This is a genomic window from Micromonospora sp. WMMA1996 (assembly GCF_002573675.1).
In the GTDB taxonomy this organism is placed as follows: Bacteria; Actinomycetota; Actinomycetes; order Mycobacteriales; family Micromonosporaceae; genus Micromonospora; species Micromonospora sediminicola.
In genome coordinates, this window is record NZ_PDHU01000001.1 from 1,280,864 (window position 1) to 1,306,292 (window position 25,429).

General features: G+C 73.2%; 24 protein-coding genes and 1 pseudogene. 8 read left to right on the forward strand and 17 right to left on the reverse strand.

The window, feature by feature from the left end; translation table 11 throughout:
• The first annotated feature begins 75 nt into the window (after nucleotides 1-75).
• Nucleotides 76-288 (forward strand): hypothetical protein, encoded by a 213-nt coding sequence (locus COO58_RS06305; RefSeq protein ID WP_091565819.1) that lies wholly within the window; start codon nucleotides 76-78, stop codon nucleotides 286-288.
• Here the strand turns inward: COO58_RS06305 and COO58_RS06310 are convergent.
• Together COO58_RS06310 and COO58_RS06315 are read right to left on the reverse strand one after the other, a co-directional pair.
• On the reverse strand, nucleotides 279-1,334 hold the full coding sequence (locus COO58_RS06310) for an LCP family protein (RefSeq protein ID WP_098744154.1): 1,056 nt from the start codon (nucleotides 1,332-1,334) through the stop codon (nucleotides 279-281). The two genes, COO58_RS06305 and COO58_RS06310, sit on opposite strands and share 10 nt — an antisense overlap.
• Complete coding sequence (locus COO58_RS06315; protein ID WP_091565828.1) at nucleotides 1,331-1,816, reverse strand: SigE family RNA polymerase sigma factor; 486 nt, start codon at nucleotides 1,814-1,816, stop codon at nucleotides 1,331-1,333. The genes COO58_RS06310 and COO58_RS06315 overlap by 4 nt, the downstream gene beginning before the upstream one ends.
• 169 nt (nucleotides 1,817-1,985) lie before the next feature.
• On the opposite strand from COO58_RS06315, the gene COO58_RS06320 reads away from it, so the two are divergent.
• The 4 genes from COO58_RS06320 to COO58_RS06335 all read left to right on the forward strand — a co-directional run bounded on the left by COO58_RS06320 (nucleotide 1,986) and on the right by COO58_RS06335 (nucleotide 8,588).
• Entirely contained in the window at nucleotides 1,986-3,545 is a 1,560-nt protein-coding gene (locus COO58_RS06320; protein WP_091565832.1) for an LPXTG cell wall anchor domain-containing protein, read from the forward strand.
• Nucleotides 3,546-3,767: 222 nt separating this feature from the next.
• Nucleotides 3,768-5,210: a 3' terminal RNA ribose 2'-O-methyltransferase Hen1 gene (locus tag COO58_RS06325; RefSeq protein ID WP_098744155.1), complete on the forward strand. Its 1,443-nt coding sequence runs from the start codon at nucleotides 3,768-3,770 to the stop codon at nucleotides 5,208-5,210.
• Entirely contained in the window at nucleotides 5,207-7,723 is a 2,517-nt protein-coding gene (locus COO58_RS06330; RefSeq protein WP_098744157.1) for a polynucleotide kinase-phosphatase, read from the forward strand. The genes COO58_RS06325 and COO58_RS06330 overlap by 4 nt, the downstream gene beginning before the upstream one ends.
• 82 nt (nucleotides 7,724-7,805) lie before the next feature.
• Nucleotides 7,806-8,588, forward strand: coding sequence for a DedA family protein (locus COO58_RS06335; protein WP_091565846.1), 783 nt, complete (start codon nucleotides 7,806-7,808; stop codon nucleotides 8,586-8,588).
• A gap of 220 nt (nucleotides 8,589-8,808) precedes the next feature.
• Here COO58_RS06335 and COO58_RS06340 read toward each other — a convergent pair whose 3' ends face one another.
• The 15 genes and pseudogenes from COO58_RS06340 to COO58_RS06410 form a co-directional block, all read right to left on the reverse strand.
• Nucleotides 8,809-9,186 carry a helix-turn-helix transcriptional regulator gene (locus COO58_RS06340; protein ID WP_007073957.1) on the reverse strand — a complete coding sequence of 126 codons (378 nt, stop codon included), beginning with the start codon at nucleotides 9,184-9,186 and terminating at the stop codon, nucleotides 8,809-8,811.
• Nucleotides 9,187-9,243: 57 nt separating this feature from the next.
• On the reverse strand, nucleotides 9,244-9,783 hold the full coding sequence (pyrE, locus tag COO58_RS06345; protein ID WP_091576739.1) for an orotate phosphoribosyltransferase: 540 nt from the start codon (nucleotides 9,781-9,783) through the stop codon (nucleotides 9,244-9,246).
• Between the two features lie 155 nt (nucleotides 9,784-9,938).
• Nucleotides 9,939-10,748: an SDR family oxidoreductase gene (locus tag COO58_RS06350; protein WP_098744158.1), complete on the reverse strand. Its 810-nt coding sequence runs from the start codon at nucleotides 10,746-10,748 to the stop codon at nucleotides 9,939-9,941.
• Between the two features lie 260 nt (nucleotides 10,749-11,008).
• Nucleotides 11,009-11,593 (reverse strand): annotated as a pseudogene (locus COO58_RS06355) (hypothetical protein); the annotation flags it as partial.
• A gap of 72 nt (nucleotides 11,594-11,665) precedes the next feature.
• Complete coding sequence (locus COO58_RS06360) at nucleotides 11,666-12,433, reverse strand: hypothetical protein (protein ID WP_098744160.1); 768 nt, start codon at nucleotides 12,431-12,433, stop codon at nucleotides 11,666-11,668.
• 67 nt (nucleotides 12,434-12,500) lie between these two features.
• Nucleotides 12,501-13,499, reverse strand: coding sequence for a hypothetical protein (locus tag COO58_RS06365; RefSeq protein ID WP_176558857.1), 999 nt, complete (start codon nucleotides 13,497-13,499; stop codon nucleotides 12,501-12,503).
• A gap of 64 nt (nucleotides 13,500-13,563) precedes the next feature.
• Nucleotides 13,564-15,132 (reverse strand): polyamine aminopropyltransferase, encoded by a 1,569-nt coding sequence (locus COO58_RS06370; RefSeq protein ID WP_091565863.1) that lies wholly within the window; start codon nucleotides 15,130-15,132, stop codon nucleotides 13,564-13,566.
• Complete coding sequence (locus COO58_RS06375) at nucleotides 15,129-15,896, reverse strand: hypothetical protein (RefSeq protein ID WP_098744161.1); 768 nt, start codon at nucleotides 15,894-15,896, stop codon at nucleotides 15,129-15,131. The genes COO58_RS06370 and COO58_RS06375 overlap by 4 nt, the downstream gene beginning before the upstream one ends.
• Nucleotides 15,896-16,318: a DUF350 domain-containing protein gene (locus COO58_RS06380; protein WP_091565872.1), complete on the reverse strand. Its 423-nt coding sequence runs from the start codon at nucleotides 16,316-16,318 to the stop codon at nucleotides 15,896-15,898. The genes COO58_RS06375 and COO58_RS06380 overlap by 1 nt, the downstream gene beginning before the upstream one ends.
• Before the next feature lie 30 nt (nucleotides 16,319-16,348).
• Complete coding sequence (locus COO58_RS06385) at nucleotides 16,349-16,774, reverse strand: DUF4247 domain-containing protein (protein ID WP_091565875.1); 426 nt, start codon at nucleotides 16,772-16,774, stop codon at nucleotides 16,349-16,351.
• The gene (locus COO58_RS06390; RefSeq protein ID WP_091565881.1) at nucleotides 16,771-17,265 is read right to left on the reverse strand and encodes a DUF2617 family protein; all 495 of its coding nucleotides are present in this window, start codon (nucleotides 17,263-17,265) and stop codon (nucleotides 16,771-16,773) included. Before COO58_RS06390 ends, COO58_RS06385 begins: the two co-directional genes overlap by 4 nt.
• Before the next feature lie 2 nt (nucleotides 17,266-17,267).
• Nucleotides 17,268-17,903 (reverse strand): DUF4178 domain-containing protein, encoded by a 636-nt coding sequence (locus COO58_RS06395; RefSeq protein ID WP_098744163.1) that lies wholly within the window; start codon nucleotides 17,901-17,903, stop codon nucleotides 17,268-17,270.
• Nucleotides 17,904-17,990: 87 nt separating this feature from the next.
• The gene (locus tag COO58_RS06400; protein WP_091565889.1) at nucleotides 17,991-18,347 is read right to left on the reverse strand and encodes a hypothetical protein; all 357 of its coding nucleotides are present in this window, start codon (nucleotides 18,345-18,347) and stop codon (nucleotides 17,991-17,993) included.
• Nucleotides 18,348-18,930: 583 nt separating this feature from the next.
• Nucleotides 18,931-21,522 carry an ATP-dependent chaperone ClpB gene (gene clpB, locus COO58_RS06405; RefSeq protein WP_091565893.1) on the reverse strand — a complete coding sequence of 864 codons (2,592 nt, stop codon included), beginning with the start codon at nucleotides 21,520-21,522 and terminating at the stop codon, nucleotides 18,931-18,933.
• Between the two features lie 88 nt (nucleotides 21,523-21,610).
• Nucleotides 21,611-22,249, reverse strand: a complete 639-nt coding sequence (locus COO58_RS06410; RefSeq protein ID WP_098744164.1) for a TetR/AcrR family transcriptional regulator — start codon at nucleotides 22,247-22,249, stop codon at nucleotides 21,611-21,613.
• Nucleotides 22,250-22,331: 82 nt separating this feature from the next.
• On the opposite strand from COO58_RS06410, the gene COO58_RS06415 reads away from it, so the two are divergent.
• The 3 genes from COO58_RS06415 to COO58_RS06425 all read left to right on the forward strand — a co-directional run bounded on the left by COO58_RS06415 (nucleotide 22,332) and on the right by COO58_RS06425 (nucleotide 25,260).
• The gene (locus COO58_RS06415; protein WP_098744166.1) at nucleotides 22,332-23,468 is read left to right on the forward strand and encodes an epoxide hydrolase family protein; all 1,137 of its coding nucleotides are present in this window, start codon (nucleotides 22,332-22,334) and stop codon (nucleotides 23,466-23,468) included.
• A 74-nt stretch (nucleotides 23,469-23,542) separates the two neighbouring features.
• Nucleotides 23,543-24,043: a cation:proton antiporter regulatory subunit gene (locus COO58_RS06420; protein ID WP_091565906.1), complete on the forward strand. Its 501-nt coding sequence runs from the start codon at nucleotides 23,543-23,545 to the stop codon at nucleotides 24,041-24,043.
• Nucleotides 24,044-24,048: 5 nt separating this feature from the next.
• The gene (locus COO58_RS06425; RefSeq protein WP_098744167.1) at nucleotides 24,049-25,260 is read left to right on the forward strand and encodes a cation:proton antiporter; all 1,212 of its coding nucleotides are present in this window, start codon (nucleotides 24,049-24,051) and stop codon (nucleotides 25,258-25,260) included.
• Nucleotides 25,261-25,429 lie beyond the last annotated feature (169 nt).

Consider the following 25,429-nt stretch of genomic DNA (forward strand, 5'->3'; position numbering starts at 1 on the left):
CGGCGCCGAGCGGAGGCCCGGACCAGCCCGTACGGTGGTGGTGGCAGACGCCCGCACGAGACGCAGGGAGGGACGATGGGTCAGCCCGACGAGGACTTCGCCCCGAGTGACCACCTCGCTCCGGAGGAGCGGGATCTCGAGGCGGAGCCGGCCGACGCGGTCGAGCAGGCCGCCTCGGCCACCCCGGACGACACCGACGGCGAGCCGCACCGGGGCCTGGAGGTCGCCGACTGGGACGCGATGGAGCAGGCCCGGGTGGTCACCGCCGACGAGGACGACTACCGCTGACGCAGGGGCGTGACGTGGTCCGGGTGGGCGGCGGTCCAGCCGGCCACCCGGTCCGTGCGTAGCGCGTCCAGGAAGCCGGGGGCGAGCGTCGGGTCCGGCTGTTCGAAGCCGCGGTCCGTCCAGTCCTCGTAGCGGATCGGCAGGCCGAGCGCGACCGGCTCGGCGGCGGCGGCCCGCGCGACCACCGACAGCAGCAGCGGCAGGGACCTCCCACCGGTGTCGACGGTCAGCCCCGGGCCGATCTCACCGACCAACCGGCCGAGCCGCGCCGGGTCGGTCAGCGTCCCCCGCTCCCGCACCTGCCGCAGCAGGCCGGCCGCGTACCGGGTGGCGTTGCGGTCCCGGTCCAGCCCGCCCTCGCGCAGGCCGTACCGCTGGCGGAGCAGGTCCACCGCCCGGGTGCCGTCGAGCCGCTGGCAGCCGGCCGGGAACCGGCGGTCGGTGTGCACCGAGCGCACCGGTGCCGGCAGGCAGACCGGCACGCCGCCGACCTCGTCGGTCAGCTCGCGGGTCGCGGCGTAGGTCAGTACCGCGCCGGCGTCGACGCGTACCCCGGTCAGCCGGGTGACCGCCTGGCGGGTGGCCCGGTAGCCGGCGGCCAGGTCCCCCGACGCGGCGGCCCGGGAGAAGGTCGCGTTGATCTTGCCGGTGGTGCCGCCGTCCGGCATGGGCACCAGCAGGTCGCGCGGGATGGAGACGAGGTAGATCCGGCTCCGGTCGGCCGGCACGTGCACCAGCAGGATCGAGTCGGCCCGCCGGTCCGGGCCTGCCTGGTCGACGCCGAGCAGCAGCACGTTCATCGCCCCCGTGGGGGTGGACGTCGGCGCGGCGGCCGGCGGGGCGGGCGCCGGCGGCCGGGGCGCGGCCACGGTGAACCCGACCAGCGCCGTCGCGGTGACCGCCAGCGCGGTGCCGGCGAGGCGCACCCGGCGGCGACGACGGCGACGACGCACCACCGCGTGGTCGATGGCGGCGCGGACCGGGCCGGTCGGCGGGGCCAGCTCCTCGTGGCGGGCGAACGCGGCCCGCAGCTCGTCCTCGATCATGAGCAGACCTCCACGTGTTCGGCTCGGAGGGTGGCCAGGGCGCGCGAGATGCTGGACCGGACGGTGCCGACCGCGCAGCCGAGCACCTCGGCGATCTCCGCGTCGGGCAGGTCCTCGTAGTAGCGCAGCACCAGCGCCGCGCGCTGCCGGCGCGGCAGCCCGGCCAGCCAGGTCCAGACCTGGTCCCGGTCCACCGCGGACTGCGCATGGTCCGCCGGGGCCGGCACCGACTCGTCCGGCTCGCCGCGCAGCAGCACCCGACGGGCCCACGAGCCGCGCCGCCAGTCGACGAACTGGTTGGTCAGCATCCGGCGCACGTACCGTTCCGGCACGTCGCTGCGCGCCACCCGACGCCAGTTCAGCTGGACCCGGACCATGGTCTCCTGCACCAGGTCCTGGGCCTGGTGCGGCTCACCGGTCAGCATGACCGCGTACCGCAGCAGGGCGCCCAGCCGCGCGTCGGCGAACTCCTCGTACGTCACTGCACCTCCCGGTGTCCCGATTGGTGGACGGGTACGGGCAGCCGGAACGTTGCGGCAACCGTGATCAACCGTTCGGTCAATGTTCGTCGCGCGGGACAGCGGGCCGACTTAAGGAATCTTTAAGCTCCACGGGCTCCACCTGATCACCCCCCACGGGAGGACCCCCCTCATGCTCAGCAACTCCACCCGGCGCTGGCTCGCCGGGTTGGGCGTCGCAGGCGCGTTCGTCGCCGCCTCCGCCACCCCCGCCGTCGCCGGCGGATCCCAGATCAAGCTGGGCCTCTACTTCAGCGACACCACGATCGCCACCAACAGCGACGGCAAGATCGAGCGGAGCAGGCTCTTCAGCTCCGCTCCGACCGTGCTGCACGACGTCGCCATCCGCTACGACTTCTCCGATCTGGCCGGCAAGGTGACCGTCGGCGACGACGACCCCTACTGCAGCAACCCGTCGGAGTACGTGCTGCTCTGCACCGACCCGTTCGAGATCGACGTCGACGAGTGGGGCTCGAACGGCATCTTCGAGGTGGAGCTCAAGGCCACCGCCAAGGCGAAGGACGGCGATGCCGGCACGCTGAAGGTGACCATGACCGCCGCCGGCTACGAGCCGGTTTCGCACGACGCGAAGATCCGGATCGGCGAGGGCGTCGACCTGGCCGCCGGCCAGGAGATCGAGACGTCGGCCGCGCCGGGTAAGGCCTTCACTGCTCCGGTCACGGTCGGCAACGCGGGCGAGACCACCGCCAAGGGCGCCGTCGCCATCTTCTACAACGACTACGGCCTGAACGCGGCCAGGCACTTCAACAACTGCACCTACGTGGGTGACGAGCTGCGCACCTGCACGTTCGACGAGGAGCTGCCGGCGGGACGCACGTTCAGCGCGTCGATGCCGTACGTCCTCGGCGCGGACACCTACGCCCCGAGCTCCAAGTACGGCGAGATCATCTGGATGACCCCGGCCGAGTTCGAGGACTTCCAGAAGGACGTGGACTTCTACCAGGAGACCATCGGCGAGCCCGGCACCGACGGCAAGCTGGCGCTCGTCCCGGCCGCCAAGGTGACCTCTCAGGGCTTCCAGGCCGACCGGCAGCCGGAGAACAACGGCACGATCCTGACGGTCAACGCGACCGGCAAGAACGGCACCGACCTTGAGGCGCTCGGCACCTCGGTGACCGGCAAGGCCGGCGCCACGGTGAAGGCGACCTTCGGGCTGCGTAACAACGGCCCGGCGACTCTCGACTACAACCGGGCGGGCAGCTCCGTCACCTACCTGAGCTTCGACGTGCCGCAGGGCACGACGGCGGTCGCCGTGCCGGAGAACTGCATCACCAGGAACGGCGACCAGTGGGGCGAGCCGGGCGAGCCGGGCCAGCGCAACTACTTCTGCTACTTCGGCAGCGTGCTGAAGGCCGGCGACTCGGCGATGCTGGACTTCTCGCTCCGGATCGACAAGGTGATCGCCAACGCGACCGGGCCGGTGAAGGTCAATGTCACGTGCCAGTGCGACGGCGGCTTCACCCGTGACCTGAAGCCGGCCAACGACACCGCCAAGGTCGTCGTCAACGCCGCCCCGGGTGGCGACGGTGGCCAGGGCGGCGGTGACGGCGGCACGCTGCCGATCACCGGTTCCTCCACCGGCCTGATCGCCGGCATCGGCGCGCTGCTGCTCGCCGCCGGCTTCGGCGGCTACGTGGTGGCCCGCCGCCGCAAGACCCGCTTCGTCGCCTGACCAAGCGCACCAGGGTGCCCCGCCGACCACCCCGGTCGGCGGGGCACCGCCGTATCCGAGCCACACCAGAAGACCAAGAAGCAGCACTGGTGCGCGAAGAACGACCACGTCAGGTTTCCGGGGAGCCCGACCCGCGCAGGGATCAAGCCTGACCGCCCGGAGCGGGTCGGGCTCCCCGGAAACCCCCACGACACAGCCTGAAGATCAAGGGACCATCAACCCGTGCTGCTGACCCTCACCACGACCCACCGTCCCGCGACCGACCTCGGCCACCTCCTCGTCAAGCACCCGGACCGCGTGCAGAGCTTCGACCTGCCCGCCGGCGCCGCGCACGTGTTCTACCCCGAGGCGGACGAGGCGCGGTGCACGGCGGCGCTGCTGGTCGAGGTCGACCCGCTGAAGCTGGGCGCCGGTCGGGGCCGCCGGCAGGCGACCGCGCCGGAGGGCTTCACCCTCGGGCAGTACGTCAACGACCGCCCGTACGCGGCGTCCAGCCTGCTCTCCTCCGCGCTGGCGAAGGTCTTCCGCTCGGCGCTGCGCAGCGAGTCGCGGGACCGCGCGGAGCTGGCCGCCACCGCGATCCCGTTGACCGTACGGGTGCCGGTGCTGCGCTGCCGGGGCGGCGCGGACCTGGCGGTACGGGTGTTCGCCCCGCTCGGCTGGACCGTGACGGCCACGCCGATCCCGCTCGACGAGACGTACCCGGAATGGGGTGACAGCCGGTACGTCGACCTGACGCTGACCGGCACGCTGCGGCTCGCCGACGCCCTCAACCACCTGTACGTGCTGCTGCCCGTGCTGGACGACGCCAAGCACTACTGGGTCGCGCCGGACGAGGTGGACAAGCTGCTGCGGGCCGGCTCCGGCTGGCTGGCGGACCACCCGGAGCGGAGCCTGATCACCCGGCGTTACCTGGCGCACCGGCGGGCTCTGGCCGGTACGGCACTGGCCCGCCTGGCCGAGCTGCGCCTGGCCGACGAGCCCGACGCCGACGACAGCATCGACCCGACCGCCGACGACGCCGGGGACCCGCGACGGGTCCCACTGGCCGCACAGCGGCGGGAGGCGGTGCTCGCCGCGCTGCGGGACAGCGGCGCGAGTCGGGTCGTGGACCTGGGTTGCGGTGGTGGCGCGCTGCTCACCGCGCTGGTCGCCGACCAGCGGTTCACCGAGGTGGTCGGCGTCGACGTCTCCGACCGGGCGCTCGGCCTGGCCGCCCGCCGGTTGCGGCTGGACCGGCTGCCCGAGCGGCAGCGGGACCGGATCCACCTGCGACAGTCCGCGCTGACCTACCGGGACGACCGGCTGCGCGGCTACGACGCGGCGGTGCTGATGGAGGTGGTGGAGCACCTCGACCCGCCGCGACTGCCGGCGCTGGAGGACGCGGTGTTCGGTCACGCCCGACCGGGCACCGTGGTGGTGACCACCCCGAACGTCGAGTACAACGTCCGCTACGAGGGGTTGGCGCCGGGTCGGTTCCGGCACGCCGACCACCGGTTCGAGTGGACCCGGGCGGAGTTCGCCGCCTGGGTGCGGCGGGTGGCCGCGGCCCACGGCTACACGGCCACCATCGCCGGGGTGGGCGACGCCGACCCGGAGCTGGGCGCGCCCACCCAGATAGCAGTGCTGACCCGTGACGACCGGAAGGAGGAGACGACCCGATGACCGTCCTGGACATTCCCGAACTCGCCCTGGTGGCGCTGGTCGGCGTCTCCGGCTCCGGCAAGTCCACGTTCGCCCGCCGGCACTTCGCGGCCAGCCAGGTGCTCTCCTCGGACACCTTCCGTGGCCTGGTGGCGGACGACGAGAACGACCAGTCCGCGTCCGGCGACGCGTTCGACGCGCTGCACCACGTGGCCGGGATCCGGCTGCGGCGGGGCCGCCTGACCGTCGTCGACGCGACCAACCTCCAGCCGCACGCCCGGGCCGGGCTGATCCGGGTGGCCCGGGAGCACGACGTGCTGCCGGTGGCGATCGTGCTGGACGTGCCGGAGGCGGTGGCCTGGGAGCGCACCGAGGCCCGCGCCGACCGGACGCACGGCCGGCAGGTGCTCACCCGGATGCGCCGCGACCTGCGGCAGTCGTACGGGCGGCTGGCCCGCGAGGGCTTCCGCAAGGTGCACGTGCTGCGCGGGGTGGAGGAGATCGACGCCGCGGAGATCCGCTTCGAGCGGCTGTTCAACGACCGGCGGGAGCTGACCGGCCCGTTCGACGTGGTCGGGGACGTGCACGGCTGCCGCGCCGAGCTGGAGACGCTGCTGTCCCGGCTCGGCTACGTGCTGCGGCACGACGACGCGGGCCGCCCGGTGGACGCGGCGCACCCGTCGGGACGTACCGCGGTGTTCGTGGGTGACCTGGTCGACCGCGGCCCGGACTCGCCCGGTGTGCTCCGCCTGGTCATGGGCATGGTGGCGGCCGGCCACGCGATCTGCGTGCCGGGCAACCACGAGCAGAAGCTGCTGCGCAAGCTGCGCGGCCGGGACGTCCGGCTCACCCACGGCCTGGCCGAGACGATGGAGCAGCTCGCCGCCGAGACGCCGGAGTTCGTCGCCGAGGCGGAGACGTTCATCGACGGTCTGGTCAGCCACTACGTGCTGGACGGCGGGCGGCTCGTGGTGGCGCACGCCGGCCTGAAGGAGGCCTACCACGGCCGGGCGTCCGGCCGGGTGCGGTCGTTCGCGCTCTACGGCGAGACCACCGGCGAGACCGACGAGTACGGCCTGCCGGTGCGCTACCCGTGGGCCCGCGACTACCGGGGCTCGGCCATGGTCGTGTACGGGCACACCCCGACGCCCGAGCCGGAGTGGATCAACAACACCATCTGCCTGGACACCGGCTGCGTGTTCGGCGGCAAGCTGACCGCGCTGCGTTACCCGGAGAAGGAGCTGGTCGCGGTCCCGGCGGTGCAGGAGTGGTACGCGCCGGCCCGCCCGCTGGTGCCGCCCACGCCGGCCCGCCCGGACACCGTGCTCGACCTGGCCGACGTGACCGGGCGGCGGCACCTCACCCACGCGTACGGGTCGCTGACCGTGCCGGCGGAGAACGCGGCCGCCGCGCTGGAGGTGATGAGCCGGTACGCGGTCGACCCGGGTCGGCTGGTCTGGTTGCCGCCGACCATGGCGCCCTGCTCGACGTCCACCGTCGAGGGGTTCCTGGAGCACCCGGCGGAGGCGTTCGCCGACTACCGCGCGGCCGGCGTCGACCGGGTGGTCTGCGAGGAGAAGCACATGGGCTCCCGGGCCGTGGTGCTGGTGGAACGGGAGCCGGGCCGGTTCGGCGGCGGCGCCGTGCACACCCGTACCGGTCGGCCGTTCTTCGGTCCGCCGCTCGACGACGAGCTGCTGGCCCGGGTGCGCGCGGCGGTCACCACCGCCGGCCTCTGGGCCGAGCTGGACACCGACTGGCTGCTGCTCGACGCGGAGCTGCTGCCCTGGTCGGCGAAGGCGGGCGGGCTGATCCGCGAGCAGTACGCCGGGGTCGGCGCGGCCGGCCGGGCGGCGCTGCCGGCGGTGCTCGCCACGCTGGACGCCGCCGCGGGCCGCGGCCTGCCGGTGGCGGAGCTGCACGCCCGGACCGCCGAGCGGGCGGCCGAGGTGACCGCCTACTCGGCGGCGTACCGGGCGTACGTGGGTCGCACCGACGGGCTGCGCGGGGTGACGCTCGCGCCGTTCGCCGTGCTGGCCGGCGCGGGCACGAGCTACGCGGACCGGGACCACGGGTGGCACCTGGCGCTGGCCGACCGGCTCTGTGCGGCCGACCCGGAGTTCTTCACCCCGACACGTCGGCGGGTGGTGGAGCTGGCCGACGAGGCGGCGGTGGCAGCCGCGACGGACTGGTGGCTGGCGCTGACCGGGTCCGGCGGCGAGGGCATGGTGGTCAAGCCGTACGCGGGCCCGGCCGCCCGTTCGCCGAAGGGCTCGCTGCTCCAGCCGGGGATCAAGTGCCGCGGCCGGGAGTACCTGCGGATCATCTACGGCCCCGGGTACACCGGGGCGGGTCAGCTCGCCGCGTTGCGGCGGCGCTCGCTGGGCCGTAAGCGCGGGTTGGCGCTGCGCGAGCACGGTCTGGGCCTGGCCGCCCTGGACGCGCTGGCCGAGGACGCCCCGCTCTGGCGCCGCCACGAGCTGGTCTTCGCGATCCTCGCCTGCGAGTCCGAACCGGTGGACCCGCGCCTGTAGACGACGGTGGGCCCGGTCCGGCGCGACGCCGGTCCGGGCCCGGGTAACCTGTGTGGCCGTGGACACAGCTGAGAAGACCCGGATGATCTCCGAGAACGTGGCGCTGAACCCGCTCGACCCGAAGGACCTCATCCACACCTTCGGGATGATCGGCGTCTGGGCGATCCTGTTCGCCGAGACCGGCCTGCTGGTCGGGTTCTTCTTCCCGGGCGACTCGCTGCTCTTCCTGGCCGGGGTGGCCGCCTCCCCGGTGGCCGACGCCATCTTCGGCGACGGCACCCGGCTCTCGCTGGCCGGGCTGATGATCGGCGGCCCGCTCTGCGCGATCGCCGGCGCCCAGCTCGGGCACTGGCTCGGCGCGCGCTACGGCCGGCGCATGTTCGACAAGCCCAACTCCCGCCTCTTCAAGCGGGAGTACGTGGAGAAGGCGGAGTACTACTTCCAGAAGTTCGGCCCGGCCAAGGCCGTGGTGCTGGCCCGCTTCATCCCGATCGTGCGGACGTTCCTCAACCCGGTGGCCGGCGTGCTCGGGATGCCGGCCCGGCAGTTCTTCGTGTGGAACGTGGTCGGCGCGATCCTCTGGGTGGACGGCATCCTGCTGATCGGCTACCTGCTGGCCCGCCAGATCTACGACGCCATCGGCGACAAGATCGACCGGTACATCCTGCCGGTGGTCGCGCTGATCATCGTGATCTCGGTGCTGCCGATCTTCTTCGAGTTCCTCCGCGACCGGAAGGCGCGCAAGCGGGGCGAGGCGGTGGCGGTGATCGCGGCGGCGACCGCGGCCGGCGCGGTGGAGGCCGCCCGGGACGCCGTCGACGGCGACGACCACCCGCACGGGCACGGCGGGCAGCACCGCCGCTGACCGCGACTACACCGAAGGCCGGCCCCCGTGCGGGAGCCGGCCTTCGCGCGCACGACCTGTCGAACCACGGACGGCGTCAGCCGTCGCCGTGCGACTGGTGACGCCACCCCTGGCACGCCACCGGTCACCCGCAACCGGGCGGGACGGCCTGCCGGGTTCGGCGCGCGTGCCATCGCGCCGGGGCCTCGGCCGGCCGGACCGTCCTCGGACGGGCCGTGGTTCAGCGAGCCTTCTTGGTGGCCCGCTTCCGCGGCGGGGTGAGCAGATCCGCGATCGTGGCGATCGCGGTCGGCACCAGCCGGTAGTACGCCCAGACCCCACGCTTCTCCCGCTCCAGCAAGCCGGCCTCGGTGAGGATGCGCAGGTGGTGGCTGACCGTCGGCTGCGAGAGGCCGAGCGGCGCGGTGAGGTCACACACGCACGCCTCCCCCTCGGGAGCCGACTGGATCAGGCTGAGCAGCCGGAGCCGGGCGGGGTCGGCAAGGGCCTTGAGGACCCCCGCCAGCCGCTCGGCGTCGGCGCGTTCGATCGGCTCGCCGGCAAGCGGCGAGATCTGAGGCATGGTCATTTCAGCCAACGCAGTTCCCACGTATTCCATCCTTCCACCAGCAGCATCGATCCGCCTGCATATCAGCAGATCCGAATCGGCAAACTTTTACGCCACAAGGCCGAGGTCAGCCAACGTATAGGCCGCCCGATACGGCAATCCGGCGGCTCGCACCGCGTCGCCGGCGCCTCGATCAACAATAACCGCCACGCCCACCACGTCGGCCCCGGCCTCACGCAACGCCTCGACCGCCGTCAACACGCTGCCACCCGTGGTGGAGGTGTCCTCCACCGCCAGGACCCGGCGACCCGCGACGTCCGGCCCCTCGATCCGGCGCTGGAGACCGTGCGCCTTACCCGCCTTACGGACCACGAACGCGTCCAACGGGCGGTCGGTGCCGGCCGAGGCGTGCAGCATCGCGCCCGCCACCGGATCGGCCCCCAGGGTCAGTCCACCGACCGCGTCGTACGACCAGTCGGCGGTGAGGTCGCACATCACCCGGCCGATCAGCGGGGCGGCCCGGTGATGGAGCGTGACGCGACGCAGATCGACGTACCAGTCCGCCTCACGGCCCGATGAGAGCACCACCCGACCGTGGACCACGGCCAGGTCAGTGATGAATTTACGCAGGTCGTCGTGGTCCCCCATGGCGATAGAGCGTACTTCGCAAGTCTGGACGCCGTCCGTGGGGTCCGCCCCGATCACCCGGCGGGCAACCGATGATTGGCAATGTCCGGCTACTCTGCGCGACCGTCCATCCAGGGCCGGCGGCGCGGCCGGGCCGGCGCCGGGACCGCCGACCGTCAGCCGCGGGCCTGGTCGACCTTCCCCCGGGTGTCCCGGACGGCGCCGCGCAGCAGCCGTTTCGGCGCGTGCCGCAGCCCGGCCACAGCCAGCTTGTACTTCCAGCCCGGCACGCTGACCAACTTGCCTTTGCCCAGGTCACGCAGCCCTTCGTCGACCACGTCGTCGGCCCGCAGCCACATCCACGCGGGCGTGCGCGACATGTCGATGCCGGCGCGTTCGTGGTAGCCGGTGCGGGTGTAGCCGGGGCAGAGCGCCATCACGCGCACGCCGAGCGGGGCCACCGACTGGCCGATCGACTCGCTGAAGTTCGTCACCCACGCCTTGCTGGCCGAGTACGTCGACCCCGGCATGGGCACGCCGAAACCCGCCACCGAAGAGACATTTATCACTGCCCCCTCACCCCGCTCGATCATCGGACCGAGGGCGGCGTGGGTCAGCCGGAGCACCGCCAGCACGTTGAGCCGGACCAGCCGGGCCTCGTCCGCGACGGTCGACCGGACGAACGGCGTGTTCAGACTGATCCCCGCGTTGTTCACCAGCAGCTCCACCGGCGGGACGGCGGTCAGCCGGCGTTCGACCACCGCACAACCGTCGTCGGTGGACAGATCGGCCGGGATCGTCTTCACCTCGCCGCCGTGCCGGCCGGCCAGCTCGGTCGCCAGGGCGTCGAGCCGGGCGAAGTCGCGGGCCACGAGCACGAGGTTCCAACCGTCCGCGGCGAGCCGGCGGGCGAACGACTCGCCGATGCCCAGACTGGCGCCGGTGACGAGGGCCCAGCGCCGGGAGGGGTGGGGGTCAGCGGTCACGGGCGGTCCTCCGGGGGCGGCGTCGGCCCGGACGGCGGCGTCACCGGCGGGGCGGACGGGGGTGGCGTCGGCCCGACGGGGGCCGACGAGGGCGGCACCGGCCCGGGCGGGGCCGACGAGAACGGCGGTGCCACCGGCGGGGCGGACAAGGGCGGCACCGGCCCGGGCGGGGTGGAGGGCGACGTCACGCCGGCCGGCGGGCCCCACGGTGTCGGCCCGGAGACCGGAGCGCCGGACACGGTCGCGCCGTAGCCGGTCGCCGGGCCGGACCGCGGCGCGACCGGGCGGTGCAGGAAGGCGTTCGCCGAGGGGAGCGTGAGCAGCGCGGCGACCACCAGGTAGCCGAGGATCTGCGCCACCGACAGCGCCGCGTTCAGCGGAATCCACCACGCGGGATAGGCGTCACCGACCAGCCCGAGCAGGTCGGCGGTGACCCGGTCGTCGGCGCCGAGCCGCAGCGGCGCGGCCCGCTGCCCGACCAGCACCGCCAGCCCGCAGCAGCCGCAGAGCAGGCCCAGCCCGGCCACCACCCAGGTGGCCACCCGCGCCCCCGGGCGGCCGGCGAGCAGGCCCAGCGCGAGCCCGAGCAGGAGCAGCGCGGCCAGCACGCCGAGCACGGCGGCCAGCACGGTCGAGCCGCGCAGCAGGCCGGCCACCCGGTCGATGTCGCCGCCGCCCGCGCCGGTGTCCGCCGCCGCGGCCCGGAACCGGTCCACCGTGCCGCCCGCGACGGCCAGGTTCGTCACCGCGTACGCCACGGCGCCGACCGCCATCAGCAGCAGCACCGCCGCCGCGGCGACGACCGTGCCCGGTCGGCGGGGAGCTACCCGATCGGGGTTGGACACGACAGATCCCTCCGGTAGGCGTCGGCTTGCAACCTACTCGGAGGGATCGTCGGCGTCGCTGAAATCCTGCCGTCAACTTCCCTGTGGCGGCTCCGGGTCGCGGCGCTCGCCCGGCTGACCGGTCGGCCCGGCCGGCGGCTGGTCACCGGGGGCCGTCGGCGGCGTGCCGCCGGTCGGCTGCTGGCCGGGGGTCGACGGGTAGGCCGGGTCGGTCGACTGGCCCGGGGTCGACGGGTACGCCGGGTAGGCGCCACCCGGCACCGGGGGCTCCCAGGCCGCCTTCGGCTTGCGGAAGAACTCGTTCGCCTTCGGCAGCGCCAGCAGGATCAGCGCGGCCAGCAGGGCGAGCAGCGCGACGATGCCGAGCAGCAGGCTGACCGGGCCGTACCAGGACGGCAGCGCGTCCTCCAGCCGACGCTGGATCTCCTGCCCGCTGGGCAGGTCGCCGTTGGCGTTGCCGCCACCGCCCATCGTGCCGCCGGAGACGCCGTTGAGCAGGCCGCCGCCGGTGCAGCAGAGCAGGATGCCGCCGAGCACCCAGGTGGTGATCCGGGAGGCGTTCTTCCCCCGGTTGTTCAGCAGCGCGAGCACGACCAGACCGGCCGCGAGAAGCAACGTCAGGATCGACGAGCCGATGGTGAAGGCGTACGCGATGTCGCCAGCCGACTCGGCCGAGGTGCCCGCGTACGCGTCCTTGAGGACGTCGCGGATCGTGCCGATCACGGACAGCGTCACGATCAGGTTCAACACCTGGATGACGGCGACGAGAATGAGCAGCCAGCTGGAAAGCGTCACCACGCTGGGACGCGCGCGGGGCGTGGTGCCCGGAGCATCGACCATGATTCTCCCTCCCTCGATGAGATGACCACCGTAGCGATCTCGCACCAGGTGGGCACGTCGGAAAGGCTCACCGGTCCGCGGCGCGCCGCAACCGGCGGTGCTCGGCGGTGACGACCCCGAGCAGGGCCAGGTCGAGCGCGACCGCGAAGACCGCGCCGAACTGGTTGACCGTGAAGTTGAAGACCTGCCCGAACAGCAGGTCGACCAGGAGCGCCAGCTTGAACAGTCGGAACGCTTCGGTCCGGTCCCGGCGCAGCAGCCAGGCCGCGCGCAGGCTCAGCACGGCGGTGACCAGCGCGGTGGCGGTGACGCCGAGGACCGCGCCCCACTCCCGTTCCTGGTCCAGCTCGCCGGTGACGCCGTCGACCAGCACCGCCATCACGGTCACCAGCGGCTCCGCCACCAGCCAGACCACCACCGGCCAGACCAGCCAGCGACGGCCGGCGGCCCAGGCGCCGAGTCGGCGGGCCCGCTCCGCCCCCCGCTGCCAGAACCGCACCGGCGGCGGTTCCCGCCGCGGGACCGCGTCCAGCAGCTGCGCCAGCGCCGCCTCGGTCGCCGGCCCGGTGCCCTGCACCAGGCGCAGCACGGCGATCCGACGCCGGTCGGTCAACCCGCCGGGCAGCGCGCTGAGCACCACGTCCAGCGCGTTGGCGGTGCGTTCGGCCGGGGTCAGCCGGGACCGGCCGGTGCGCCCGCGTACCGCCTGGACGAGCAGGACGAGCAGGGCGAAGGCCACGTAGATGATGGCGGCGGCCGGGGCGTAGAAGTAGTCAGTGCGGGCGGTGACGAACTTGCCCACCTCGTCGATGAAGAGCCCGAACCCGATCCCACCGACCACCGCCCCGGCGGTGCGGGATCCGTCGCCCAGGAAGACCAGCGGGATTCCCAGCCCCACCGCGAGCAGCAGACCACCCCAGAGGACGTGCGCGATGTGCAGCCCGCCACCGCCGAGCTGCGGGTAGTCGGCGGCCTGGAGGTAGGCGCGGACGGCCAGCACGGTGACCACGCCGGAGAGCACGAACGCCTGGAGGTGGGAGGCGGCGCCGATCGCCCGGGGCGGCAGCCGGCGGACCAGCCAGCCGAGCCCCGGCGGGTGGTGGGACGGTCCGGGTGGCATGCCCCGAAACCTAGTAGCCGCGCCACTCCTCGCGGGCGTACTCCAGCACCCTGGGCTGCAACAACGTCGAGGCCGGCACGTCCACCCGGGCCCGGTCGGCGGGGAAGGCGGCCGCCGCGGCGAGTACCGGCGGGGTGAGGAAGCGCAGCGGCGGCGCGTCGGCCGGCAGCGCCAGCTCCGGCGCGGCGTCGCCGGGCGCGGCGAGCACGAAGCCCCAGTCGCCGAAGCTCGGCACGTCGACGTGGTAGGGCGTGGTGGCGAAGCCCGCCTCGCGCACCGACCGCTCGATCGACCAGTACGACCGGGGCGCGAAGTAGGGCGAGCCGGACTGGACCACGAGCCGGCCGCCCGGAGCCAGCACCGGCCGGATGAGCGCGTAGAACTCGACCGTGTAGAGCTTCGCGGTGGCCGTCTCGTCCGGGTCGGGCAGGTCGGCGACCACCACGTCGAAGCGTTCCGTGGCGGTCCGCAGCCAGCCGAACGCGTCCAGGTTCAACACCCGGACCCGGGGGTCGGTGAGCGACCGGCGGTTCAGCTCGCGCAGCTGCGGCTCGCTGCGGGCCAGCGCGACCACGGCCGGGTCGAGGTCGACCAGGGTCACCGAGCGCACGTCCGGGTACGTGAGGATCTCCCGCGCGGCCAGCCCGTCGCCGGCGCCGAGCACCAGCACGTCGCCGTGCGGCCCGCGCATCGCCGGGTGCACCAGCGCCTCGTGGTAGCGGTACTCGTCCACGGAGCTGAACTGGAGGTCACCGTTGAGGAACAGCCGCAGGTCGGTGTCGGTGTGGCCGACCTCCCGGACCGAGCGGGTCAGCACGATCTCCTGGTAGCGGCTGCGCTCGGCGTGCACCACCGGATCCCGGTAGAGCTGCTGGCGGGCGGTCACCTCGAAGTCGTGGGCGGTCACCCAGGCGTACCCGAGCAGGAGACCGACCACGACGGCGCCGGCGCCGAGCACGACCCGCGCCCGGCGGCCGAGTTCGGCGCGGAACACCGTGAAGACCAGCGCGAGCCCGGCGACGGCGTTCACCGCGCCGACCACCAGCGCGCCCTTGAGCTGGCCGAAGACCGGCATCAGCAGGAACGGGAAGGCCAGCCCGCCGAGCAGCGCGCCGACGTAGTCGGCGGCGAACAGGTCGGCCACCGCGCTGCCCGCGGACTGCTCCCGGATGCGTTGCAGCATGACCATGAGCAGCGGGATCTCCGCGCCGATCAGCAGGCCGAGCACGAACGCGGTGCCGACCAGCGCCGGCCCGTAGAGGTCGAGCCACGCGAACGCGGCGTAGAGGCCGAGCACGGAGAGGCCGCCGAGCAGCGCCAGGGTCAGCTCGATCGCCGCGAACGCGGCCGCCGCGCGGGACTGCAACGGCTTCGCCACCAGCGCGCCGACACCCATCGCGAAGACCATCACGCCGAGCACGATCGACGCCTGGCCGACCGCGTCGCCGATCAGGTAGCTGCCCAGCGCGACCAGGGCCAGCTCGTAGACCAGGCCGCAGGCCGCGCAGACGAAGACCGCGAGCAGGACCGCCGCGCGGGCCGGGCGCCATCGCGGCCGTACGGGCGCGTCGACGGTCACGCTTTCTCCCGGGTACGCCCGGCGGCGTCCGCCCCGGCGCGCTGCGCGGGCACCGGTCCCCCGCGCTGACGACGGCGTTGCCGCACGCCCACGCCGATGAAGAGCGCGGCGAGCAGGAACAGCCCGACCGTGGTCAACAGCAGGATCCACCGGTCCCGCCAGAAGTCGCTGCCGGCGTCCGGCAGCGGGGCGGCCGGGGTGGCCGGTTCGGCGGTGGGGGTGGCGGCCGGGTCGGCCAGCCCCCGCTCGGTGGCGAGCAGCGGCAGCATGGTCGCGGCCCGGGTGACGGCCCAGCCCGGGTCGTCGACGAACGCGTCCTCGTCCAGCCCGAAGCGGCCCAGCCCGGATTCGATCGCGGCCAGGTCGCTGAACTCGATGTCGTCCGACCCCTTCACCCGGATGCTGGCGGAGTCGTTCGACTCGCTGCTGGACGACGTGTAGATGACGTTGGCGTAGACCTCGATCCACCGGGAGCAGCCGGGCGCGTCCGCGACCGCCGTGCCGTCGCCGAGGTTCGAGCCGACGCTCACCGGGTCGTACGTGTCGACCAGCTGCCAGCCGTAGCAGATGCCCTGGCTGTCGGCGGCGGCCCGGAGGATGGGCACGGTGCCGGAGCGCTCGTCGGCCGCCGGGGCAGGCACGTCGGTGTCCGAGTCGCCGCTGATCGCGCCGATGACGCAGGCGCCGACCGTGATGCCGATGATCACCGTCCAGATCAGCGCCTGTCGGCGCTTGTTCTGGGTGGCGGTGGCCTTTCCGGCCATCAGCTGATCGCGGCGGCGATGATCGCGCCGGTGGCGACGTGCACGGTGGCGGAGATCCAGACCGCCGGGTGCGGCTCCGGGTCGACCAGCAGCTCGCCGAGCTTGCCGGGGGTGGCCACGTCGAGCAGCACGAAGGCCGCCGCCATGATGACCAGCCCGAGGATCCCGTACGCGGCGGAACCGGCCAGCCCGAGCGCGAAGTCGTCGTCGCTGGCCACGATCGCGGCGACCACCACGGTGCCGACACCGAGCAGGTTGGAGGCGAGCAGCACCGTGGCGTTGCGGTTGCGCTCGGTCCAGATCAGCTCGTGGAGCTTGCCGGGGGTGGCCAGGTCGACCAGCGCGTAGCCGATCGCCATGAGGACGACGCCGACCACGCCGTAGGCGAGGGTGACCAGCAGATCGGTGACGAGATGCTGCACAGGGACTCCAGGGTGAGGGGGTCGGACGGGCTACTTGCCGGCGCCGGGGCCGCCGCCCCGGACGGTGCTGCCCCGGCCCCAGCCCCAGCTGTTGCCGACGACGCGGTGGTACCGGGGGTAGGCGGTGGACATCTTCTCCAGCAGGATCACCGAGCCGACGGCGAGCGGGAGGATCACCACCGAGTCGTCGTCGTAGCGCAGGTAGACGCCGCTGCCGTCGACGTACTGGTCGGCCGGCTGCCACGCGTCGGTGATCTCCTTCGACACCTGGCTGGGCGACTGCTTCGACGTGTAGGCGACCGCCTGGGCGCCGATGTCCCGGCCCGACGCGCGGGAGAAGTGGTCCTCCACGTAGCCGCGGGGCGAGAAGTTGCCGTAGAAGATCGTGAAGGCGGCGATGAGGGCGCCGACGACGGCGACCGCCACCCCGACCACGAACCACCGTCGGTACGTCACAGCTCTTCCACCACCGTCTCGGTCAGGACCAGCTCGTTGGTCTGGGGGTAGGCGTGCCACGTGCGCCAGGCGAGCGTGCCGCCGGGCGGGTCGGGGCGGACGGCGAGCGCGGTGACCGCGTCCTCGTCGCCGGGAAAGACGCCGACCAGCGCGTACGGGTCTTCGGCCAGCTCGGCGCGGAGCGCCGCGACCCGGGTGCGGAGGCCGTCGCCGGCCGGGCGGAGCACCGTGGCGGTGAACCGGTAGCCGACGGTCTCGTCGTGCAGCGTGTCCGGCAGGTGCGGCGGGCGGCCGGGCAGGCAGGCGACCGTCTCGGTCAGCCCGCCCAGCACCACCTGGTGGGAGGCGCCGAGCAGGCGCAGCCGCAGCCACGTGCCGCCCGGCAGGTCGAGGTCGCGCACGGCCAGCGCCGGCAGCTCCGGGCCGCCGAGGGTCAGGCTGAGGTCGGCGGCGCGGCTGTCGACGTACGGGGTGTGCAGAGCGACGAGCACGCCTACTTCACCTGGTCCGGGCCGCCCTGCGGGTAGATCATCACCTCGGCCCGGCGCAGTTCCTCGCCGAGGTTCACCTCCCAGCCGGCCTCGCCGTACGCCTCGAACGACAGCCGGGCCCCGCCGGGCGCCTGGTAGTCGTGGTAGCGCATCGTGCCGCGCGGGTCCAGGCCGGTGCCCTCGGTCGCGGTGTAGCGCGCCTGGCCCGACTCGTCCCAGTTGTAGCGGCGGCCGGCGATCTCCAGCGTCGGGGCGCCCGGCGTCACCGTGGCGCCCGGCTCGCTGGTCCAGAGCACCATCTCCAGGTCCGGCTCCGCCTCGACGGAGAGCCAGCGCTTCACCCCGCCCGCGTCATCGAGCAGGTGCTCCGCCCAGCTCCAGCCGCCCTCGACCAGGTGCACCGAGCCGCGCACGGTGTAGGGGACCTGCCGGATCTCGATGATGTCGCCGGGCTTGAGCGCGCGGGGGTCACCCCGCAGCGCGTCCGTGTCCCGGTCCCGGAACGGGTCCCCGGGCGTCGCCGCCTGCGGGCGGGCCGCCGAGCGGGACCGGCGCAGCGCGATCACGGCGATCACCACGCCGGCCACCCCGACCAGGCACCCCAGCGTGGTCACCAGGTACGCCACCGAACCGTTCACGAGCGCCTCCCCCCAACATGCATCGGCGGAGACGGTAACAACCCCGCGCACCCCCGCCGAAGTGCCGTTCGTTGAGTGTGCGGTCAGCTACTCTCGGCCGCCGGCCAGCCGCTCGGCGGCGTACTCACGCAGCGTCGCGCGGCCCATCACGCATCCGCTGAACGTGGTGAACTCCCCGTCGTCGTCGCGCAGCCGTTCCCAGGCCGCCCGCCCGGCCGCCGGGTCGACCGCCTCCAGCAACGTCGCCGCGTAGGCTCTTCCGGCGGGCGAACCCTTCCGGAGCAGCCGGTCGAGCTTCTTCCGGGCCGCCTCCGGGTGTTCGCGCAGCGCCTGCTCCGCCTGCCGGTACGCCTCTGTCGCGGGCAGGATCTGCCCCGCGAACCCGACCCCGCCGAAGGCCAGGGTGTCCGCGCCCTCGAGTTCCCGCTCCCACTTCCCGCTCATGCCCCACTATGTGCCCACCCCGCCCACCCCTCACCCCTCGCAGGTAAGGAAGGGACCGCTGTTAACGCCTCCGGTAGAGGAAGGGACCCTTGTTAACGCCCACGACGCGCAGCACCAGCGGCACGCAGGGCGCACCGTTGATCAAGGAGTCGTGGAGCCGGTTCGGTCAGGTCAGCCGGGTCGTCGCTGACCGAGGCCACCAGCAGTGGGCCGGCGGCCATGGTGACACCGTCACCGATGGTGGAGACCGCGGAGGCGGTCCACAGTCTGGTGAAGTCCGCGCCGAGACGCGCGGAAACAAGGGCACGCGAGAAGAGCTCCTCGAGCCAGGAAGGGAAACGGTCATGAGGGACCGCTTCGCGGCGAGGAGCACCACGCCGCCGGGACCCGGCGGCGAAGCGTCAGCGAGCGGAGTGCTCTCGCGGCGAAGCGGGGACCGTCAGCAGGCCGAGGCGCATCTGCGGCTCCCAACTGTCGATCGACGTTCCGGGCAGGATGTTCGGCCGACGCCCGCGGCGCTGTCCGTCCCACCGGATGGCGAAGGCCCGGCCTGGACGGCCGGGCCTTCGCGGGGTGCTACGGGTCAGGCGGCGGTGACCGCCAGGGACTCCTTGGTGTCGGACAGGTCGACGCGGACCGTGTCGCCGTCGCGGATCTCGCCGGCCAGCAGCGCCTTGGCGAGCTGGTCGCCGATCGCCGACTGCACCAGCCGGCGCAGCGGGCGGGCGCCGTAGATCGGGTCGTACCCGTGCTCGGCCAGCCAGGTGCGGGCCGCGTCGGTGATCTCCAGGCCAAGCCGGCGGTCGGCCAGTCGGCGGCGCATCCGGTCGAGCTGGATGTCCACGATCGCCCGCAGGTCCCCGCCCTGGAGCGCGGCGAACACCACGATGTCATCGAGGCGGTTGAGGAACTCCGGCTTGAAGTGCGACCGGACCACCGCGAGCACACCCTCCCGACGCTCCTCCTCGCTCAGCGTCAGGTCGCTGATGACCGAGGAGCCCAGGTTCGAGGTGAGGATGAGGATGGCGTTGCGGAAGTCCACGGTGCGGCCCTGACCGTCGGTGAGCCGACCGTCGTCGAGCACCTGGAGCAGCACGTCGAAGACGTCCGGGTGGGCTTTCTCCACCTCGTCCAGCAGGATCACCGAGTAGGGCCGACGGCGCACCGCCTCGGTGAGCTGGCCGCCCTCCTCGTAGCCGACGTAGCCGGGCGGGGCGCCGACCAGGCGGGCCACCGAGTGCTTCTCGCCGTACTCGCTCATGTCGATGCGGACCATGGCCCGTTCGTCGTCGAAGAGGAACTCGGCGAGCGCCTTGGCCAGCTCGGTCTTGCCGACGCCGGTCGGGCCGAGGAAGAGGAAGCTGCCGGTCGGGCGGTCCGGGTCGGCGACGCCGGCGCGGGCGCGACGGACCGCGTCGGAGACCGCCCCCACCGCCTCGGCCTGGCCGACAACGCGACCGCGCAGCGACTCCTCCATCCGCAGCAGCTTGGCGGTCTCGCCTTCGAGCAGCCGCCCGGCGGGGATGCCGGTCCAGGAGGCGACCACGGCGGCGATGTCGTCCGCGCCGACCTCCTCCTTGAGCATCGCGCCGTCGGCCTGAAGGCGGGCCAGCTCCTCCTCGGCCTGCTTCAGCTCGGCGCGCAGCGCGGGGATCCGGCCGTACCGCAGCTCGGCGGCGCGTTCCAGCTCGCCGTCGCGCTCGGCCCGCTCGGCCTCGCCGCCGAGGCGCTCCAGCTCCTCCTTGGCGGTGGAGAGCTTGGTGATGTGGCTCTTCTCGGTCTGCCAGCGCTCGGACAGCGCGGTGAGCTGCTCGCGCTTGTCGGCCAGCTCCTTGCGCAGCCGCTCCAGCCGCTCGGCGGACGCGGCGTCCGGCTCCTTGGCCAGCGCCATCTCCTCGATCTCCAGCCGGCGGACCGCACGCTCGATCTCGTCCACCTCGACCGGGCGCGAGTCGATCTCCATGCGCAGCCGGGACGCGGACTCGTCGACCAGGTCGATCGCCTTGTCCGGCAGGAACCGGTCGGTGATGTAGCGGTCGGACAGGGACGCGGCGGCGACCAGCGCGGCGTCGGTGATCCGTACGCCGTGGTGCACCTCGTAGCGCTCCTTGAGCCCGCGCAGGATGCCGATGGTGTCCTCGATGGTGGGCTCGCCGACCAGCACCGGCTGGAAGCGGCGCTCCAGCGCCGGGTCCTTCTCGATGTGCTCGCGGTATTCGTCCAGCGTGGTCGCGCCGACCATCCGCAGCTCGCCGCGGGCCAGCATCGGCTTGAGCATGTTGCCGGCGTCCATCGAGCCCTCGCCCTTGCCCGCGCCGACCACGGTGTGCAGCTCGTCGAGGAACGTGATGACCTGGCCGTCGGAGTTCTTGATCTCCTCCAGCACGGACTTCAGCCGCTCCTCGAACTGGCCGCGGTAGGACGCGCCGGCCACCATCGCGCCGAGGTCGAGCGAGACCAGCTTCTTGTCCCGCAGCGACTCCGGCACGTCGCCGGCCACGATCCGCTGGGCCAGGCCCTCGACGATGGCGGTCTTGCCGACGCCCGGCTCACCGATGAGGACCGGGTTGTTCTTGGTGCGGCGGGACAGCACCTGGATCACCCGGCGGATCTCCGAGTCCCGGCCGATCACCGGGTCGATCTTGCCGTCGCGGGCGCTGGCGGTGAGGTCGACGCCGTACTTGGCGAGGGCCTGGTAGGTCTGCTCCGGGTCGGCCGTGGTGACCCGGCGGTCCCCGCCCCGGACGGTGGGGAACGCGGCGACCAGGTTCTCCTCGGTGGCGCCGGCGTTCTTCAGCGCCACCGAGACCGCGCCGCCGACCCGGGCCAGCCCGGCCAGCAGGTGCTCGGTGGAGGTGTATTCGTCGCCCAGCGGCCGCGCGATCTGCTCGGCGGCGCCGATGGCGTTGACGAACTCGCGGGCCAACGTGGGCTCGGCGATGCTGGACCCGCGTGCGGCGGGCAGCGCGTCGACCGAACGCTGGGCGACCCGGCGCAGCTCGGCGGGGTCGGCCCCGACGGCGCGCAGCAGGCCCGCCGCGGTCGAACCGTCGGTGTCCAGCAGTGACAGCAGCAGGTGCCAGGGCTCCACGGTGGCGTGGCCGCGCTGGTTCGCCAGCGCGACGGCACCGGTGATGGTCTCGCGGCTCTTGGTGGTGAGGCGTTCCGTGTTCATGGGCTCCCCCGGATCGGCGTGTCCACTGGGAACGACACAACCAGACTTGAGTCTATTCCGCTCAACTCCAGCGGTGTGACCCGAGTCACTACTTCGCTCGCCACCGCCAGTCGAACTCTCCCGCCGCCGGCGGCGGCCCGGGCAGCGGCGGCCCGGGCACGGCCAGGCCGGCCAGCAGCACCGCGAGGTGGCGGCGGCGCAGCTGCCGGGTCCGGTCCGGATCGGGTACGCGAATCGCGGCGCACCCCTCCAGCAGCAGCCCGACGTCCTGCGTCACCACGTCCGGTCGGAGCCGCCCGGCGTCCCGCGCCCGCCGGACCAGGCCGTCGACCAGCTCGTTCGCGCGCACTGCGGCCCGGCCCATCTCCTCGGTGGGCGTGAAGGTGCCGGCGAGGTGCACGGTGAGGGAGTGCACGTCGGCGTCGACGACGCGCTCCAGGAAGCCGGCGAACGCGGCCCAGTCGTCCGGCTCGGCGACGGCCTCCTCGGCCGCCGCGACGAACCGGAGCAGACCGTCGTGGCAGAGCGTGCGCAGCAGGTCCTCCTTGCCGGCGTACCGGCGGTAGAGGGCACTGATGCCGACGCCGGCCCGCTCGGCGACGGCGGCGATCGGCGCCTTCGGGTCGTCCAGGAAGACGGTGCGTGCCGCCGCCAGGATCGCGGCGTCGTTGCGGGCCGCCTGCGCGCGCCGGCCGGCCAGCGGCAGGTCGTCGGTCGGGTTCGACATGCGTCGACGATAACAGTGGAACGGATCGTTCCGCTCTGCTACGTTAGAACGGAACGAAACATTCCGTTCCGAGGGAGAAGTCATGTCGGCCACCGCTCTCCGTCCCTACCGCGTCGAGATCCCGCAGACCGCCCTGGACGACCTCGCCGACCGGCTGCGGCGCACCATCTGGCCGGGCGAGCTGCCCGACGCCGGCACGGCGTACGGCATGCCGACCGCCCGGGTCCGCGAGCTGGCGACCTACTGGCTGGAGACGTTCGACTGGCGGGCGGTCGAGGCCCGACTGAACGCGCACCCGCAGTTCGTCACCGAGATCGACGGCGAGGAGATCCACTTCCTGCACGTCCGGTCGTCCCGGCCGGACGCCACCCCGCTGGTGCTCACCCACGGCTGGCCCGGTTCCGTGGTCGAGTACCTGGACGTGATCGCCCCACTGGCCGAGCCGACCGACCCGGCCGCGCCCGCGTTCCACCTGGTGATCCCGTCGCTGCCCGGATTCGGCTTCTCCGGCCCGACCCGCAGCGCCGGCTGGAACCGCTACCGCACCGCCCGGGCCTGGGCCGAGCTGATGGCCCGCCTCGGCTACGACCGGTACGGCGCGGTCGGCAACGACGCCGGCTCGATGATCTCGCCCGAACTCGGCCGCCTCGACCCGGACCACGTGCTCGGCGTGCACGTCACCCAGCTCTTCTCGTTCCCGTCCGGCGACCCGGCCGAGTTCGACGGGCTCTCCGACGCCGACCAGGCGGCGCTGCGCCACCTCCAGTGGTTCTACGAGAACAAGTTCTCCTTCAACCAGGTGCACAGCCAGCAGCCGCAGACGCTGGCGTTCGCGCTGGCCGACTCGCCGGTCGGCCTGCTCGCCTGGAACGGGCAACTCCTCGACGAGAACCTCGACCCGGACTTCGTCCTGGCCAACGTCGCCGTCTACTGGTTCACCGGCACCGCCGCCTCGTCGATGCGCTTCTACTGGGAGGACGCCCACGCCGGCGAGCAGCCGACCGGGCCGACGACGGCGCCGACCGCGGTGGCGATGTTCCCCGGGGACTTCCAGTCGATCCGCCGGTTCGCCGACCGGGACCACGCCGGCATCGTCAGCTGGCACGCCTTCGACGCCGGGCCCGACCGGGGCGGCGACGTCGGCGGGCACTACGCCGCACACCAGGCCACCGACGTGCTGGTCGGCGACATCCGGCAGTTCTTCGCCGGGCTCCGTTGAGCCCGACCCCGGTCGAGGGCCCCGCGGCCCTCGACCGGGCGTCGCGGTCGGCGAGGCAGGGTAGCCTCACCCGCGTGCGAGTACGTGTCGAACAGACCGCCTTACCGGGGATCGGCGTCCGTCATGACCTGATGACGGAGTCGGGCCGCCGGCTCGGTGTGGTCTCCCACCGCAATGGCCGCCGCGACCTGGTCCTCTACGACCCGGACGATCCCGACTCCTGCCAGCACGACATACCGCTGACCGACGACGAGGCCGAGGCGTTGGCCGACATCCTCGGCGCGTCGCTGATGCTGGGCCAGCTCTCCGGGCTGCGCGAGCAGGCCGCCGGGCTGCTGACCGAGCAGATCGTGATGCCGGCCGGCTCGAAGTACGTCAACCGGCGGCTGGGCGACACCAAGGCACGCACCCGGACCAGCGCCTCCATCGTGGCGGTGCTGCGTCAGGGCGAGGTGAACGTCTCGCCCGACCCCACCTTCCGGTTCGAAGCCGGCGACGTGATCGTCGTGGTCGGAACCCGTCAGGGTCTCGACGGCGTCACCGCGATCCTCGCCGAGACCGACCCGGACGGCTGACGCGTATGCACGAAACCCAAATCCTGCTCGTCGAGGTCGGCGCGCTGCTGCTCCTGCTCGGCCTGCTCGGCCGGCTCAGCCGTCGCGTCGGCGTCTCACCCATCCCGCTCTACCTGCTCGCCGGCCTCGCCTTCGGGCACGGCGGGCTGTTGCCGCTCAACGCCAGCGAGGAGTTCTTCGCCGTCGGCGCCGAGATCGGCGTGATCCTGCTGCTGGTCATGCTCGGCCTGGAATACAGCGCGAACGAGCTGGTGGGCAACCTCCGCTCGGCCGCGCCGGCCGGGCTCATCGACGCGGTGTTCAACGCGCTGCCCGGTTTCGCCTTCGCGCTGCTGCTGGGCTGGGGTTGGGTCGCCGCCGTGGTGCTCGCCGGCGTCACCTGGGTGTCGTCCTCCGGGGTCATCGCCAAGGTGCTCGGCGACCTGGGCCGGGTCGGTAACCGGGAGACCCCGGTGATCCTCTCCGTCCTGGTGATCGAGGACCTGGCCATGGCCCTCTACCTGCCGCTGGTCACCGCGCTGCTGGCCGGGGTCGGCCTGGTGAAGGGCGGCATCGCGCTCGCCGTCGCGGTCTTCACCGTGGTCGTCGTGCTGGCCGTGGCAATTCGGTACGGGCACCTGATCTCCGCCGCGCTCTCCGCCAAGGACCCGGAGGCCCTGCTGCTCGGGGTGCTCGGCCTGACCCTGCTGGTCGCCGGCATCGCGGCCAAGCTCCAGGTCTCCGCCGCGGTCGGCGCGTTCCTGGTCGGCATCGCGTTGTCCGGCCCGGTGGCACACCACGCCACCGAGCTGCTCTCGCCCCTGCGGGACCTCTTCGCCGCGGTCTTCTTCGTGTTCTTCGGGCTGGTCACCAACCCGCTGGACATGCCGCCGGTGCTGCTGCCCGCGCTGCTGCTGGCCGTGGTCACCATGGCGACGAAGGTGGCCACCGGCTACCTGGCCGCCCGGCGGGCCGGGATCGCCGAGCCCGGTCGCTGGCGGGCCGGGCTGGCGCTCACCCCGCGCGGCGAGTTCTCCATCGTCATCGCCGGGCTGGCCGTCGCCGCCGTCTACCCGGTGGAGCCCAAGCTGGCCGCGCTCGCCACGGCGTACGTGTTGATCACGGTGGTGACCGGGCCGCTGCTCGCCCGACTGCCGGACATGCCCTGGTTCAAGCAGTGGCTGCGCCGCCGCGCCGCCGCCAGCCGGCCGCCCGCGCCGGTAAGGGTGGGCGACTGACCTCGGTCGGGCCGGATCGGCCGCACGGCGGATCCGGCCCGGCCAACGGTTGTCAAATTGATTCCGGGAAGGTCTACCACTGCTCCGCCCAACCGCGTTAACGTGTCGCCCCAGCAGCCAGGGTCCGCGGGTGGCCGGTGCCCCCGCCAGCGCAAGCGGAAGGTCGGCC